This is a genomic window from Janthinobacterium sp. PSRC1-1, from assembly GCF_049897525.1.
Taxonomy (GTDB): domain Bacteria; phylum Pseudomonadota; class Gammaproteobacteria; order Burkholderiales; family Burkholderiaceae_D; genus Janthinobacterium; species Janthinobacterium tructae.
Window position 1 is genome coordinate 341,541 of record NZ_JAFCWK010000002.1, and the last position, 13,772, is coordinate 355,312.

Below are 13,772 nucleotides of genomic sequence, written 5' to 3' on the forward strand. Positions count from 1 at the left end.
GCGTGGCCACTTACCAGTAACCGAGCACCTTCCACCACGTCGTGCCGACGACGGCGAAGATCAGCAGTTCCACCACGCACATGATGAAGCCGACTCTCCACCAGTTACCCATCGTCACGAAGCCGCTGCCGAAGATGATGGGCGAGGTGCCCGTGGCGTAGTGGGTCAGCGTCATCATGATGGCCGAGCCGGCCGTCATCATCAGCATGAACGGCACGTGGTACTGGGCGGGAATCAGGTGCAGGCCCACCGTCAGGAAGGCCAGCAGCATGGCGCTGATGTGGGCCGTCGTGCTGGCAAAGAAGTAATGTGAAAAGACGAACACCAGCACCAGGACACCGGCGATCGGCAGCCAGTCCATGCCGCTGGCGACGATGGCCGCCTTCATGCCGGCCGAGAACCAGGCGATCACGCCCGTCTTGTTCAACTGCTCGGCCATCATGACGAGCGCGCCGAACCACACCAGGGTATCCCAGGCGCTTTTTTCCGACAGCACGTCGTCCCAGTCGATGGTGCCGGTAATGATCAGCACGAACAAGCCGACGAAGGCAACGACCGTCGCATCGAGCGAAAACGCGGGGCCGAACAGCATGGCGGGCACATTGGCCCACAGCAACAGCAGCAGGGCAAAGGTGCCCAGCATGACTTTTTCCGACGGCGACAGCGGGCCCATGCTTTTCAATTCCGCCTTGGCGTAGGTGACGGCGTCGGGCGTGGCTTTCAGTTCCGGCGGCGACAGCCAGTAGATAATCAGCGGCATCACCAGCAGGCAGACCAGGCCGGGCAGCAGCATGCACAGGGCCCAGGTGGTCCACGTCAGGTGGAAACTCTGGCCGCTGGCCTTGGCCACGAAATCGACGACCAGCGGATTGGGCGCCGTGGCGGTGAGGAACATGGCCGACGTGATCGGGTTGGCGTGGTAGTTGACGAGGGCCAGATACGTGCCCACTTTACCTTCCGTGCCCTTGGCCGGGTCCGAATCGAAGGCGTTGGCAATCGATTTCATGACGGGATGGACGATGCCGCCGCCGCGCGCGGTGTTACTCGGCGTAAATGGCGCCAGCACCAGTTCGCAAATCGCCAGGCCATAGCCGATGCCCATGGTGCGCTTGCCCAGCAGGGAGATGAACAGCAGGCCGATGCGGCTGCCCAGCCCCGTCTTTTTCAGGCCGCGCGATATCAGAATCGCCACGACGATCAGCCAGATCAGGGGATTCGAAAAACTGCTGAGCGCATCCGTGATGGCGCCCTTGGACGAGCTTGACGTCACTTGCGACAAGGACACGATGACGATCGCCATCATGGCCATCACGCCGATCGGCATGACTTTCAGGATGATCGCCAGAATCGTGGTGAGGAAGATCGCCACCAGGCCCCAGGCCTTGGGCGTCAAGCCATCGGGCGCCGGCAGCAATAGCATGCTCACCAGCAAGGCCGTGCAAATCAGGGCGGGGACGAGGCGGAATGGGACGGCTTCCTTGAAATGCAGGAACATGTCGCGCACTGTTTTATACATAGGTTTTCCTTTACTGGACAGGCATCCTGGCGGGCGGTGGCGCCCGCGTGGATTGGTGATAATTCTTTTTAGCAACATCATACAACCTCATACGCCGGTGCCCTGCTCCATTACGCCAGCGCGTGCCGGTAAATTCCAGAATCGTTGACTTGCGCGGCATCACATGGCCGGAAGATATTCGCAGCAAGTGACAATAGGTGACTTTTTTGTTAATTTTTCTCTGTATCTTTCCCAGTAGCTGCCGCCAGATATGCCACCAGGATTGCCAACCTTTCAGGGGAAAACTTGATGAATAGCACGGAACAGTACTCGATACACCCATCGATCGGCATTGCCCGCGTGGGCAACAGCCATGATTCGTTCTACCTGGCGCCGGAAACGATCGGCGGGCTGCCGATCGAAGCGGACGGCAACAACGATCCGCAACTGGTCGATGGCAAGCCGGTCCGCGTGACCCAATTCAAGGATGCGGCCGGCCGCGTGCGGCGCCAGGCCGCCAGCTTCCGCATTTACAAGTCGGTGGCGGGCCGTCCCGGCGAAAAAGTCCTGGTCGACCTGCAAGATCCGAGCATTGCCAGGATCGAGTGGACCGTGCACGTGGCAAACAAGAAGGCGGCGTGGTGGAACTTCATTCCCCTGCTGGGCGACCTGATGTTTGGCCCGTACAACAGCTATGAAACCTGGGAAAACACCCCGCCAGCCTGGAATCTGACGCCCACGTCCTGGACCAATCTGCGCAATGGCGATGTGACGGGCGAGGCGGCCCGGCAAAAACTGATCGTCGACCCGGGACCGCGCACGCTGGACGCGCCGCTGGGCAAGGCCCATTTCGACAAGGATGGCGCCGGTTCCTATGCGCACGTGTCCTTCCCCGATCCGCAGGCCATCACGCAAGGCTATCCCGTGCGTACCCTCGGTGAAATGCGCACGGATTCGCGCGGCAACCTGCTGGTGATCGGCGCGTATGGCCGCGCCGGCGGCGCCGAAAGCATCACCGGCTTTGGCGGTGGCGACACGTGGAATGACGACGTGGCCGATGGCCCCGTCAGCGCCACCATCCATTTCAAGGATGGCAGCCCGTCCGTGGAACTGACAGCGTGGGTCGTCATCGGCTCGCCGAAGTTCGCGCCCGAGCTGGTGAACATTTCCACCTGGGATGACGTCGTGGCTGACATGGCCATCCAATACAAGAACGCGCTGCCCGAGGCCTACGACACGGCCCGCTGGAGCGGCAGCGATGGCTGGAACCCCGACTATGTCGTCAATTACGCGCAGGACATCCAGCCATTCCTTGCCAGGATAGGCGATTACCAGTGGGTGGCGACGGTGCCCTCGATGACGGCCTTCATCCGCCCCAATTTCGACGTGGCCGATGCATCGGAAGCGAACCGGCCGCAGCGCGAAAAATTCTTCAGTTACTTCAGGAAGCCGTCGGCCATCCGCCCCGGCACGCAGGAACAGGTGCCGGGATTCACGGGCGGCCAGGGCGGCCAATTGTTCAGTGAAGCCAGCACGGAGAACCCCGGCGCCGGCATTCCCCTCGTGCCCCTGAATTCGGGCAGCAATTCCGTGCGCAACAACGTCATCAGCAAGTTTTCCGTGCTGACGGATACGCAATATTTTGCTTTGCAGCAATGGGCTGCCGGCAAATTCGCCGCCGATGCGCCGGGCCTGGCCTTGCCGGGCATCGACCCGCTCGATCAGGCGGCGATCGGCAATTGCGTGGGCGAACCCATGTGCCCCGGCATCGAAGTGACGTGGAGCGTGCGCAATCCCATCATCTACGCGAAACCGTACGCCATCCTGCACCGCGTGGATGCCGACTACGCAAAAAACGGCCTGTCGCCGGGCCGCGACGAGTGCGAACCGCTGGACTGGAACGACCCGACCGTCGGCACCGGCTGCGAACCGGGCGACCTGACCAAGCGCATGGCCATCCCGTGGCAGGCCGACTTCTATGACTGCTCCGTGCAGATGATCAACTTCGATAATCCGGACCTGGTCAAGAATCCCGACACGCTCATTCCCGTGCCGCCCACCTACTACGCCTACTGGTGGCCCCCGCAAAGCCCGTGGAACGTGATCAATGGCGCCACCACCAAGGAAGAACAGGCGCTCGCGGGCGTGCCGGCCGGCATGCAGGTGATGTACAGCCGCGGCATGAACAGTTTTTCGCAGATGATCAGCTCCTGGCACTACCTGGGTTTCATCGTGAACCAGAACCACGATGCCGAGTCGGGCCGCCAGTACCCGTATTTTGTCGAGAAGGAGCGCAATCACGCCAAGTTCGTGGCCGCCAGCGTCGGTGTCGGCAATGCCAGCAGTTTCATCACGGGCGACGATTCGAACTACCTGCCCGCGTGGTTCCTCAAGGACGAGGATCCGCAGACGGCGCCCGAGAAGGCATCGCAGCTGTTTGCCAGCGGCGGCGCGCAAGTGGCCGTGCATGACACGCCGAAGAAAATCCAGCCTGCCAACCGGCGCCGGTTTTCCCATTGAGTGTCGCGCCAGGCATGTCGTCATCGCGCGACTACGACGTCGTCATTGTCGGCGGTGGTGCCGCCGGCACTGCCGCCGCCCTGACCCTGGCCCGCTACACGGGCTTGCGCGTCGCCTTGCTGGAAAAGCAGCTGTTCGACGATTACCGGGCTGGCGAAACGGTATCGTCGTCGATCTTTTCGATGCTCGATTTTCTGGGCGTTGGGCGCGACCTGCTCGACGGCGCCCAGCTGCCCGCATTTTCCCACGCGGCCGCGTGGGGCAGCGCCGAGCTGATGTCGCGCGACGCCGTCTTCAGCAGCCACGGCCACGGCTTGCACCTGGACCGCAGGCGGTATGACGCCATCCTGCTTGAGCAGGCGCGGCTGGCGGGCGTGGCGCTGCTGCGTCCCGCGCAACTGGTGCAGCTCGAACACGGCGACCCGTGGCGTCTGCGCGTGGCGAGCGAGGGGCAGGAAACGGACCTGACGGCCCGCTACCTGATCGATTGCAGCGGCAAGCAGGCGGCCATCGTGCGCCAGCGCAAACGCCCGATCCACACGGAAGACTCGCTGGTGGCGCTGTACGCCTATTATCAGCTGGCAGAGCCGCAATTCCTGCCGCACCGCACACTGGTGGAAACGACGCGGCACGGCTGGTATTACGCGGCGCCCCTGCCGGGCGAGCGCGTGGCGCTGGCCTTCATCACGGATGCCGACATCCTCAAGCGCCTGCGGTTGAAGGAGCCGGCGCCCTGGCGCGAGGCCGCCGCGGACACCTCGCACGTGCGCGCTATCGTGGCGCGCCTGCCCGCGCCAAGCGCCCTGCGCCACTACGCCATCCACAGCCGGGTGGCGTCGCTGCCGGCCGATGAAAACTGGACGGCGGCGGGCGACGCGGCCGCCTGCTTCGACCCGATCTCCTCGCTGGGCATCGGCCAGGCCATGGCGTCGGGCATCCATGCGGCGCGCGTGGCGGAGGCGTTCCTGGCCGGCGACCGGGACCTGGCGGCGGGCTACCGGCGCAGTGTCTTCGCCGCGTTTGAAACCTATCTGCAGATGCGGCGCGGCTTCTACGGCGCCGAGCAGCGCTGGCGCGATGCTCCGTTCTGGCAGCGCCGGGCCGCGTCCTGACGCCCCCGGCAAAAAACTGAGCCAGGTCAAGAGTCTGCATGCCCACAGCCCGTTTCCGGGCGAATTTCAGCCCCGCCTTGCCATTCGCACTATAATGTCGGCACCGCGTGCGGCAGCAATGGCGGCGATAGACGGTAACAATTTCGTGTGGACGCCAGTACAATAGCGTCTGGGCCTACACAGGGTTTCACTTTTGCCAGCAGTTGCCAGCAACTAACCATTTTTTTGACCAGCCAACAAATACTATGAGTTCGATGAATGAAGAGCGCGTTTTAAGCGTGCACCACTGGACGGATACCCTGTTCTCCTTTACCACCACGCGCGACCCGTCGCTGCGTTTCTCGAATGGCCATTTCACCATGATCGGCCTGCGCGTCGATGGCAAGCCATTGCTGCGCGCCTACAGTATCGCCAGCGCGAATTACGAAGAGCACCTGGAATTTTTCAGCATCAAGGTGCCGGGCGGTCCATTGACGTCGCGTTTGCAACACTTGCAAGTGGGCGACACCGTCATCGTCGGCCGCAAGCCGACGGGCACCCTGGTGTCCGACTACCTGCTGCCAGGCAAGCGCCTGTACATGCTGTCGACGGGCACGGGCCTGGCGCCTTTCCTCAGCATCGTGCGCGATCCGGACATCTACGAGCGCTTCGACCAGCTGATCCTCGTGCACGGCGTGCGCCAGGTCGATGAACTGGCCTACCGCGAGCTGCTGGAAGAGCACCTGCCGAAGCATGAATTCCTGGGCGAAATGGTCAGCGACAAGCTGCGCTATTACCCGACCGTCACACGCGAAGATTTCCGCAACATGGGCCGTATCACGGCACTGATCGAGAACGGCAAACTGGCCGAAGACCTGGGCTTGCCGGCGCTGAACCCGGCCGAAGACCGCGTCATGATCTGCGGCAGCTCGGACATGCTGCGTGACCTGAAGGAAATGCTGGAAGCGCGTGGCTTCAAGGAAGGCAATACCTCGACGCCTGGCGACTTCGTCGTCGAGCGCGCGTTCGCCGAAAAGTAATCCGGCGTGTTCGCCAGGGGCCCGGTCCCGCCGCAGCTTGCGGCGGCGCCGGGCCTTATGCATTGGCGGCTCAGCGCACCAGCGCCGGCGTGCCGCGCTGGTAGTGCAATCCATTCATGAAGCGCTGCACGGGCAAAAAGGCGCCGCTGAGGATATCGTCATGCGCCGCGTAATAGCGCGTCTCGATCTTCAGCAAGCCCAGCACGGTCGCATCGAGCTTGTCCGTCTGATACGGCCGGCTTTCGAGCGCGGCGCGCGCGGCCGTCGATTGCGGTGCTTGCTGGTTGTTCCAGATCAACATGGGAATTTCATAGCCGCTCTTGTCGGAGGCGGAATGGCCCGCGTGATTGCGGCTGTAGCCCACTTCCTGGCCATGGTCGGAGACGAACAGCAGCGAGGCGGCGCGCCCGGCCTTGGCGGTGTCGGCCATGCCGATCAGGGTGCCCAGCACGTAATCGCCATAGCGGATGGCGTTATCGTACTCATCGCGCTGGTGGCGTATCCAGCTGGACCTGCCCTGGCTGGCCATCTGCGCGCTGACGGCGTCCTGCACCTGGTCGAAATGCGCAAAACGGCGGGGATAGCGCATGTCATAGCTGGGATGGGCGCCCAGCAAATGCACGACGATGAGCTTTTTCGGCGCCGTATCGGCCAGCGCATGGGCGAACGGCTGGAACAGGTTGCCGTCGAAATTGTTTTCGCCGCGGCCAGTACCATAGTTGATGAAGTCGCTTTCATCGGCCTGGCCCGCCAGCAGGCCGATCCAGCCGTCGTTGCGCGTCTGGTTCGAGACCCAGAACGTCTTGTAGCCGGCCGCCTCGGCCAGCATCAGCAAATTCGGCTTGGCCATCCACGCATCGGGGTTGCCGATATCGGCCGGCGTGAGCATCGTCATCATCGATTCCACCGTGCTGGACGCGGGCGAAATCACATCATTGAACACCAGCAGTTTTGCACGCATGGCATCGAGCCGGGGCGTGGTGGCGCGCGGGTAGCCGTACAGCGACATCGAGGCGCGATTGGTGCTCTCGCCGATCACCAGGATGACGGTGCGCGCATCCTCGCCCGCATAGCGCACATGCCAGTCGCGCGGCGCGGCCATGGCCGTCGTCAGCGCCTGCTGCATCGATTGCATCGCTGCCAGCTGCGCGCTGTACTGCTGGTAGCGCAGCGGCCAGAACAGGGCCGGATTTTCGCGCCGCATGGTGGTGTTGACGTGCAGCAGCACAAGAAAGACGGCCATGCCGACGGCAAAGCATTTTTGCGCCAGGCCCGGCGCGCGACTGGCGCGCGCCGCTTGCCGGCGCAACAGCTGGCGGTCGGCCAGCAGCACGGCCGCCGTCACGAGGACAAACCAGCCCGCCGCTTGCGCCAGCGCGACGCTATTGTGCAGGAAAAATTCTCCCGTCTCGGCTTGATCTGTCGCAAACATGGCCTGCAAAACGGCATTCGGATTGGGCCGCATGCCAAAATAGCCACGCAAGAAGCCCTTGATGGCGGCGTCGAGGTAAAACACGGGCACCACGATGCGCAGCAGCACGGTGACCGCGCTGGCGCTGGAACTGCCGCGCCACGCGTGCAGCATGCCGCCCACGCCCAGCAGGAAGGCCGCCAGCAAGACGCACAATTTCAGGCATTCGTTCGCACTTAACTGATCGAAGAGGAAGAACAGCAACAGGCCAGCAATGCTGAGCAGGACACGACAAAACAGAATCAGCATGGGGGTGATGGCAAGTAAACAATGAACGGGGACAGGCTCGCGCGAACGGGCCAGCGATTGTAGCGTAGTCCCTTGTCACCTGCACCATCATTTCACGCGCGCTCCTGACAGAAATTGTCAGTGCTTTTCATTATGCTGTCGGCACCAGCAGGCTGGGTAGCCAGCCTGCAACATTGATCTACCCACCTGCGACAGGACATTCCATGACACGTGCCATCACCATACTGACCGAGAACTTTGCCGATTGGGAAACCGCCCTGATCAACTCCACGGCGCGCCTGTATTACGGCTTTTACACGCAGTTCGCCTCGCCGGGCGGCCTGCCCGTCACCTCGTCCGGTGGCATGCTGGTCACGCCGCAACTGGCGCTGGAAGAGATTGTGCTCGATGAACTCGATTTGCTGATGGTGTGTGGCGGCAGCCACTGGCAAAGCGGCAAGGCGCCCGACCTGGGCCCCTTGCTGCGCGCCGCCCGCGACAAGAATATTGTGCTGGCCGGCATTTGCGACGGCACGCGCGTGCTGGCGCAGGCAGGCGTGCTCGACACCGTGCGCCATACGTCCAACAGTGCGGACAACCTGTTACAAACGGGCTATGCGGGCGCGGCCCTGTACCAGGATGTGCCCTGGGCCGTAGCCGACCAGCGCATCGTCACTGCACCGGGCACGGCGCCCGTCACCTTTACAAAGGAGGTCTTGCGCGCCCTGGGCATCGCCGATGAAAACCTGACGGCTTATCTGGCCATGCATGGGGCCGAGCACGGCCAGGCGGCAGCGGCGCGCTAATCGGCGCCCAGCGCTCGCAGGCGCGCCACGGCGTGCGTGTTGCCGGGGTCGAGCTCCGGCGAACGGCGGTAATGCGTGATTATCAACGTCAATGACAATCTTGCCGGTAAGAAAGCTACTCTTCCAGCCACACGTCCTCGTAGCCCTCGCGGTCGAGGATGAACTTGGCGCCGCTGGGCAAGGCCAGGTAATCGACCACTTGCGGCAGCATGTCATGCAGGTGTTCCGCATGCAGCGGCTGATAAAAGCCGCTGGCGTCGTCGTGTTCGCCGCAGTGGATAAACCAGCTGATGCTGCCGTTGTCCGGCAGCACGATGCGCGTGCCGTAGATGGGCGACTGGTCCAGGCTGCCGATGGCCAGGGCCACCATCGGTTCGGGCGCCTGCGCCGGCAAGCCGAATTTGTCGCAGATGCGCTGCTGTATTTTGCTGATCGGTGTGGTCATGCTGCCCTCAGGATCCAATGTATTGATAATGCAGGCGCAGCGCGCCGTCGTCGCCGGACATTTCCAGGTGCAAGATCGCTTCGCCCGGCTTGCCATCGGCCAGCAACAGGCATTCCAGACCCAGCGGCCCGCAATCGGTGGCATACACATCGACGGCGGGACGGCCACCCTTGCCCGGCACAAAGGCCTCGGCCAGCGGCGCCAGGGACAGCGCCTGGTGCACCGCAAAATAGCTGTCGAGCATCTCGATGATCTCGTCGGCCACGCCCGGCGCCAGCGACCAGTCGCGTTGCAGCGCAAGCCGATCGCGCCGGTCGAGCGTGTGCACGAAGGCCGCCGCCTGTGCATAGGCCTGTTGCCGCAGGCTGTCGGTCATGCGCATGTCCATGCTGCGACTCCTCTCTCTTGAACAGGCGCCATTATAGTGCGCCTCGCCACGCCGGCAGTTGATGACAGTACGGCAACCCTGTAAACTGGGTCACGATGAAAAAAACCTACCATGGCAGTTGCCACTGCGGCGCCGTGCGCTTCGCGGCCGAGATCGACCTGGCGGCCCCGAGTTTGCGCTGCAATTGTTCCTATTGCCTGAAAATTCGCTGCTGGGCCAGCCTGGTGCCGCCCACGGCCTTCCGCCTGCTGGCCGGCGAAGCGGACTTGAGCGAATACCGCTTCGGCGCCGGCCGCGAGCGCCATTATTTTTGCCGCCATTGCGGCGTGCGTCCGTTCGGTCGCGGCGATTCTCCCCGCAGCGGCCCGTTTGTCGGCATCGGCGTGAACTGCCTCGACGATGCCGCGGTGGCCGAACTGGCCCGGGTGCCCGTCACCTTTGTCGACGGCTGGCATGACGCGTGGGACACGCCGCCGCAGGAAACGCGGCATCTGTAAGGGCGGAAGGACGGCAGGGAAAGCAGATACGGGGGGGCGCCATGTCGCGGGCGGCCAGATAAGCATGCGCTCCCCGTTGTCTGGATTGGCATTCTGGGCGATAATTACGCCCATGAACGATACCACCACCTTACCCCCATTGCCCGATCGCCTGTCGATCGACCCCAGCAGCCCTTACCACGTTGCAGCCGTGTTCGAGAACGACGTCGGCATCCGCTTCAACGACAAGGAACGTCTTGACGTGGAAGAATATTGCATCAGCGAACGCTGGATCAAGGTCGCTTCCACCAAGTCGCTGGACCGCCGCGGCCGTCCGCTGCAGATCAAGCTGAAGGGCAAAGTCGAAGCGTTTTACCGCTAAGCAACGCCTACAGCTGTCATCGAGGCCGATCTTCATCGGCCTTTTTTACGTCTGCAGGTATTGCTCAGCCTGCCGATCCAGCGGACGGCGGCGGCTGGAAGGCGCAGAAACCGGGCCACTGGTCGCGGCTGTCGCACACTTTCAGGCAACCCTTGTTTTCCTTGAAGATGGCGACGACCTTGATGGGGAAGCCATATGTGGGCGTGCTGGCCAGGAAGGCGGACGGGCAGCTTTGCTCGTTGCTGAAGCGGAAAGTGATTGCTTCGCGCCGACCCTTGCGTTCAAAGCTCAGCATGAAGGTTTCATTGCTGTTCCACTGCGCCTTGCCCGGCACCCGAAAGCGGTAGCGCGGGCTGCCCGGCTGCTGGCCGTCGAGTTTCTGGCCGAAGACGCGGCTGCTGGCCGTGGCCGTTTCGACCTTGGCGACCGGATACACCACGGCAAACAGGTAGGTGCCGGCAAAACCCTGGTCAAAACCAAGGCCCTTCTGGTAGAACGGCACGACGATGTGCGGCGCGCCCGCGTATTCCACGCTGTTGCGTGCCGTCACGCGCGACGTCAGCTTGTCATCGGGCGCGTTGCCGAAGACCACGTCCAGCTCCAGCAACGCTTGTTGCTTGTCGATCTCTTGCGCCAGATAATCCCTGGGGGCAATCTCACTGTGCACGCAGCCGGCCAGCAGTGAGACGGCGCAGCAGCCGGCGATCAGTTCAGGCATTGTCATGGCTGTTTTCCTTCTGGCGGCGTTGAACTGAGGCCCAGCCCCGTCACTTGCCAGCCGCCCTTGCCTTGTTTCCATTGAAATTGCTGGCCGAACCAGGCCAGCTCCAGTTCGCGCTGGATGCGGTTCGAATCCGTGCGGCCCTGGCCCGCCTTGATGGCGGCGCGCGCCTGCGCGGAAGCGGCTTCCGACAACGGCTTCAACCACCGTTGATAGGTATCGGGCGGCAAGGCCAGCACGCCGGCGACGCCGTCGTCGCGCGTGGCAACGATAATCTGCAGCGTGGTCAGCTTCCTGGCGAGATAGGCGCCGCGCCGCCCGTCGGGCGAGACGGAGACCAGCATGGCATGCGGATAGTCGCCGCTGACGCTGCCCGGCACGTCAAACCACAGCAGTTCGCCCGTGCCCGTATCGAGCGCGCGGCCGTCGCGGGGAAACAGCAGCACCTCGCTGTTGCCCGGCTGCGGCACGCCCCATTCGGGGTCGCGCTCCGTGCGCACCATGCTGTCGCGCTGCAGGGGGCTGACTGGGCGCATCAGCGGTTCGCCGTTCTGCACGCCGATGAGGATGGTGCCCTGCCCCGTATCGCCCTTGGTAAAGGCCAGCAGCATGGGCTGGCCTTCGCGCCTGGCCTTCAGGGGCCGCACTTCCACCACTTCGCGCGCGCCGCCGGGCCAGTAGCCGTGCTGGCGAAAAGTCAAGGTAACGAGCGGGTCGTGGCGGTCACGCGTGACGACGAAGTCGCCGTATTGCTGCATCACCGGCACGTAGGGTGTTTGCGCCTGCGCGGCGGGCAAGACGGCGGCCAGCAAGCTGGCGGTGGCCGCGAAGCGGCATAAAGGAAGGGACAGCATGGCATCCTGCAAGGGTCGCACGGGGCGAAGGAACTGCATCATAGACGATTCCTCGCCAGCAACACTGTCCGATAGCCAACATCAACGGCGCTGGATTTCGATCAGTTCGATCTCGAACAGCTTGGGCCACAATTTTCCCGTGACAAACAGGCGCTTGCCGCGCGCATCCCAGGCGATGCCGTTGAGCACGGCGTCGGGATTGGCCGTGCCCCGCTGTTCCGGCGGCAGCAAGCCCGTCAGGTCGATCCAGCCCACCACCTTGCCGCTGGCCGGGTCGATGCGGGCGATCGCGTCCGCGCCCCACACATTGGCAAACAGTTCCCCGTCGACCATTTCCAGTTCATTCAGGCGGTCGATGGGGCGGCCTTCCGCCTTCACTTCGACGCGGCGCACCTCGGCCAGGGTTTTCGGATTGAGCACGCGGATGGCAGAAGTGCCGTCGCTCATGTAGACAAATTTACCATCACTGGCCAGACCCCAGCCTTCGCCCTGGTAGCTGAAGGTGCGTTTCAGTTTGAACGTCTTCTGGTCGAAGACATAGCCGGTCTGCGAAATCCATGTCAGGCCCAGGATCTCATCGCCCACGTCCGTGATGCCTTCGCCGAACACTTTTTTGTCGAGCATGCTTTTCTGCAAGACCTTGCCCGTCGTCAATTCCACCTTGCGCAAGGAGGACTGGCCGTTCTGGCCCGTGCTTTCATACAGGTGACCATCTTTGAACAGCAAACCCTGGGTGAACGCCTGGGGATCGTGCGGGTAGGTATTCTTGACAAAGTATCCATACACGGGAATGGCGGCCTGGGCGTAGCCCATTTCGCTCATCAGGCCCACGGTGCATAACAATCCCAGCAGCAGCGAGCCTGCCGTGCGTTTCAGACTTGTTTTACCGATATTCTTCATATTCTTGGCGGTGGTTGGCGAGCGCCTATTGTAAACGTGCCGCGTCCGCCATGTGCGCCCTGACGAGGTCCAGCCAGGCGCGCGCCGCGAACGACAGCCGCCCGCCACGACGCCAGGCCAGCATCAGGTTCCACTCCACGGGCGGGCCGGCCAGGGGAATCACGGCAAACTGCGACGGCTCCAGGGTGTCGCAATACATCTTTGGCAGCAGGCAGATGCCCACGCCCAGCCGCACCAGCGAGGCGATGAAATCCCACTGGCCGCTGCGGCCCGTGATGCGCGGGGCGAATCCGGCCCGCTGGCAGGCATCGAGCACGATATCGTTCAGGGCGAACGCGGCGCCATAGAAGATGAAGGGGCTGTCGGCCAGCTCGGCCAGGGCCACGGAAGCGCGTCCCTGCCACGGCGAGCCGGGCGCCGCCAGCAGGCACAGCGGTGAGCGCACGAGGGGCAGCGCCTCGAAATCCTGCCAGGTGGCCGCGTTGCCCGGATAGTCGAGCATGGTGCCCAGTTCCACCGTGCCCGTGCGCAAGTCGCGCTCGATCGCCTGCGTGCCGCTTTCATACATTTTCAGTTCGATGCCCGGATAGCGCTGGTGGTATTCGGCCAGCCATGGCGCCAGCGTGGAGTGGGTTTGCGGTGACACGCCGACGCGCAGCTCCCCCCGTTCCAGATGTTGCAAGTCGCGCAATTCGACCTTCAGTTCCGCGTGCAGGGCCAGCAGCTCATGCGCACGCGACAGCACCACCTTGCCCGCGTCCGTCAAGGTAAAACGCTTGCCGGCGCGGTCCAGCAAGGCCAGGTCCAGCGACTGTTCCAATTGCTGGATCATCTTGCTGACGGTGGGCTGCGTCACGTGCAGCCTGGCGGCCGCGCGCGTAAAACTGGCTTGTTCGACCACTTCGACGAAGTAGCGCAGGGAGCGGATATCCATGATGCATTCCAATCTCGAATG

At 63.2% G+C, this 13,772-nt stretch carries 14 protein-coding genes; 6 read left to right on the forward strand and 8 right to left on the reverse strand.

The window, feature by feature from the left end:
• Positions 1-10: 10 nt before the first annotated feature.
• Positions 11-1,516 carry a DASS family sodium-coupled anion symporter gene (locus ACP7DW_RS05110; RefSeq protein WP_426054180.1) on the reverse strand — a complete coding sequence of 502 codons (1,506 nt, stop codon included), beginning with the start codon at positions 1,514-1,516 and terminating at the stop codon, positions 11-13.
• 288 nt (positions 1,517-1,804) lie between these two features.
• Between ACP7DW_RS05110 and lodA the strand changes: the two genes are divergently transcribed.
• From lodA to ACP7DW_RS05125, 3 genes are all read left to right on the forward strand, one after another.
• Entirely contained in the window at positions 1,805-4,015 is a 2,211-nt protein-coding gene (gene lodA / locus ACP7DW_RS05115) for a CTQ-dependent lysine 6-oxidase LodA (RefSeq protein WP_426054181.1), read from the forward strand.
• 14 nt (positions 4,016-4,029) lie between these two features.
• Complete coding sequence (locus ACP7DW_RS05120; RefSeq protein WP_426054182.1) at positions 4,030-5,127, forward strand: FAD-dependent oxidoreductase; 1,098 nt, start codon at positions 4,030-4,032, stop codon at positions 5,125-5,127.
• Positions 5,128-5,372: 245 nt separating this feature from the next.
• Positions 5,373-6,146 carry a ferredoxin--NADP reductase gene (locus ACP7DW_RS05125; RefSeq protein ID WP_100873082.1) on the forward strand — a complete coding sequence of 258 codons (774 nt, stop codon included), beginning with the start codon at positions 5,373-5,375 and terminating at the stop codon, positions 6,144-6,146.
• 70 nt (positions 6,147-6,216) lie between these two features.
• On the opposite strand, the gene ACP7DW_RS05130 is transcribed toward ACP7DW_RS05125, so the two are convergent.
• A complete protein-coding gene (locus tag ACP7DW_RS05130; RefSeq protein WP_426054183.1) occupies positions 6,217-7,866 on the reverse strand; it encodes a phosphoethanolamine transferase in 1,650 nt (549 codons plus the stop codon).
• Positions 7,867-8,069: 203 nt separating this feature from the next.
• On the opposite strand from ACP7DW_RS05130, the gene ACP7DW_RS05135 reads away from it, so the two are divergent.
• Positions 8,070-8,651, forward strand: coding sequence for a type 1 glutamine amidotransferase family protein (locus ACP7DW_RS05135; protein ID WP_426054184.1), 582 nt, complete (start codon positions 8,070-8,072; stop codon positions 8,649-8,651).
• Positions 8,652-8,766: 115 nt separating this feature from the next.
• Here ACP7DW_RS05135 and ACP7DW_RS05140 read toward each other — a convergent pair whose 3' ends face one another.
• On the reverse strand, positions 8,767-9,096 hold the full coding sequence (locus ACP7DW_RS05140) for an immunity protein Imm33 domain-containing protein (protein WP_426054185.1): 330 nt from the start codon (positions 9,094-9,096) through the stop codon (positions 8,767-8,769).
• Between the two features lie 7 nt (positions 9,097-9,103).
• Positions 9,104-9,484 (reverse strand): hypothetical protein, encoded by a 381-nt coding sequence (locus ACP7DW_RS05145; RefSeq protein WP_426054186.1) that lies wholly within the window; start codon positions 9,482-9,484, stop codon positions 9,104-9,106.
• Between the two features lie 95 nt (positions 9,485-9,579).
• Here ACP7DW_RS05145 and ACP7DW_RS05150 point away from each other — a divergent pair, with 95 nt between their 5' ends.
• The gene (locus tag ACP7DW_RS05150) at positions 9,580-9,981 is read left to right on the forward strand and encodes a GFA family protein (protein ID WP_426054187.1); all 402 of its coding nucleotides are present in this window, start codon (positions 9,580-9,582) and stop codon (positions 9,979-9,981) included.
• 112 nt (positions 9,982-10,093) lie between these two features.
• Positions 10,094-10,342 (forward strand): DUF3297 family protein, encoded by a 249-nt coding sequence (locus tag ACP7DW_RS05155; protein ID WP_010398340.1) that lies wholly within the window; start codon positions 10,094-10,096, stop codon positions 10,340-10,342.
• A 64-nt stretch (positions 10,343-10,406) separates the two neighbouring features.
• On the opposite strand, the gene ACP7DW_RS05160 is transcribed toward ACP7DW_RS05155, so the two are convergent.
• Genes ACP7DW_RS05160 through ACP7DW_RS05175 form a run of 4 tightly spaced genes read right to left on the reverse strand, consistent with a single transcriptional unit; the run spans position 10,407 to position 13,751 of the window.
• The gene (locus ACP7DW_RS05160; RefSeq protein ID WP_426054188.1) at positions 10,407-11,066 is read right to left on the reverse strand and encodes a hypothetical protein; all 660 of its coding nucleotides are present in this window, start codon (positions 11,064-11,066) and stop codon (positions 10,407-10,409) included.
• A complete protein-coding gene (locus ACP7DW_RS05165; protein ID WP_426054189.1) occupies positions 11,063-11,959 on the reverse strand; it encodes a hypothetical protein in 897 nt (298 codons plus the stop codon). Before ACP7DW_RS05165 ends, ACP7DW_RS05160 begins: the two co-directional genes overlap by 4 nt.
• Before the next feature lie 39 nt (positions 11,960-11,998).
• Complete coding sequence (locus ACP7DW_RS05170) at positions 11,999-12,817, reverse strand: glutaminyl-peptide cyclotransferase (RefSeq protein WP_426054190.1); 819 nt, start codon at positions 12,815-12,817, stop codon at positions 11,999-12,001.
• Between the two features lie 25 nt (positions 12,818-12,842).
• Complete coding sequence (locus ACP7DW_RS05175; protein ID WP_426054191.1) at positions 12,843-13,751, reverse strand: LysR substrate-binding domain-containing protein; 909 nt, start codon at positions 13,749-13,751, stop codon at positions 12,843-12,845.
• Between the last annotated feature and the right edge of the window lie 21 nt (positions 13,752-13,772).

Coding starts and splice junctions, on each gene's coding strand:
- ACP7DW_RS05110 (WP_426054180.1), bottom strand. CDS start 1,516: ATGTATAAAACAGTGCGCGACATGTTCCTGCATTTCAAGGAAGCCGTC.
- lodA (WP_426054181.1), top strand. CDS start 1,805: ATGAATAGCACGGAACAGTACTCGATACACCCATCGATCGGCATTGCC.
- ACP7DW_RS05120 (WP_426054182.1), top strand. CDS start 4,030: ATGTCGTCATCGCGCGACTACGACGTCGTCATTGTCGGCGGTGGTGCC.
- ACP7DW_RS05125 (WP_100873082.1), top strand. CDS start 5,373: ATGAGTTCGATGAATGAAGAGCGCGTTTTAAGCGTGCACCACTGGACG.
- ACP7DW_RS05130 (WP_426054183.1), bottom strand. CDS start 7,866: ATGCTGATTCTGTTTTGTCGTGTCCTGCTCAGCATTGCTGGCCTGTTG.
- ACP7DW_RS05135 (WP_426054184.1), top strand. CDS start 8,070: ATGACACGTGCCATCACCATACTGACCGAGAACTTTGCCGATTGGGAA.
- ACP7DW_RS05140 (WP_426054185.1), bottom strand. CDS start 9,096: ATGACCACACCGATCAGCAAAATACAGCAGCGCATCTGCGACAAATTC.
- ACP7DW_RS05145 (WP_426054186.1), bottom strand. CDS start 9,484: ATGGACATGCGCATGACCGACAGCCTGCGGCAACAGGCCTATGCACAG.
- ACP7DW_RS05150 (WP_426054187.1), top strand. CDS start 9,580: ATGAAAAAAACCTACCATGGCAGTTGCCACTGCGGCGCCGTGCGCTTC.
- ACP7DW_RS05155 (WP_010398340.1), top strand. CDS start 10,094: ATGAACGATACCACCACCTTACCCCCATTGCCCGATCGCCTGTCGATC.
- ACP7DW_RS05160 (WP_426054188.1), bottom strand. CDS start 11,066: ATGACAATGCCTGAACTGATCGCCGGCTGCTGCGCCGTCTCACTGCTG.
- ACP7DW_RS05165 (WP_426054189.1), bottom strand. CDS start 11,959: ATGATGCAGTTCCTTCGCCCCGTGCGACCCTTGCAGGATGCCATGCTG.
- ACP7DW_RS05170 (WP_426054190.1), bottom strand. CDS start 12,817: ATGAAGAATATCGGTAAAACAAGTCTGAAACGCACGGCAGGCTCGCTG.
- ACP7DW_RS05175 (WP_426054191.1), bottom strand. CDS start 13,751: ATGGATATCCGCTCCCTGCGCTACTTCGTCGAAGTGGTCGAACAAGCC.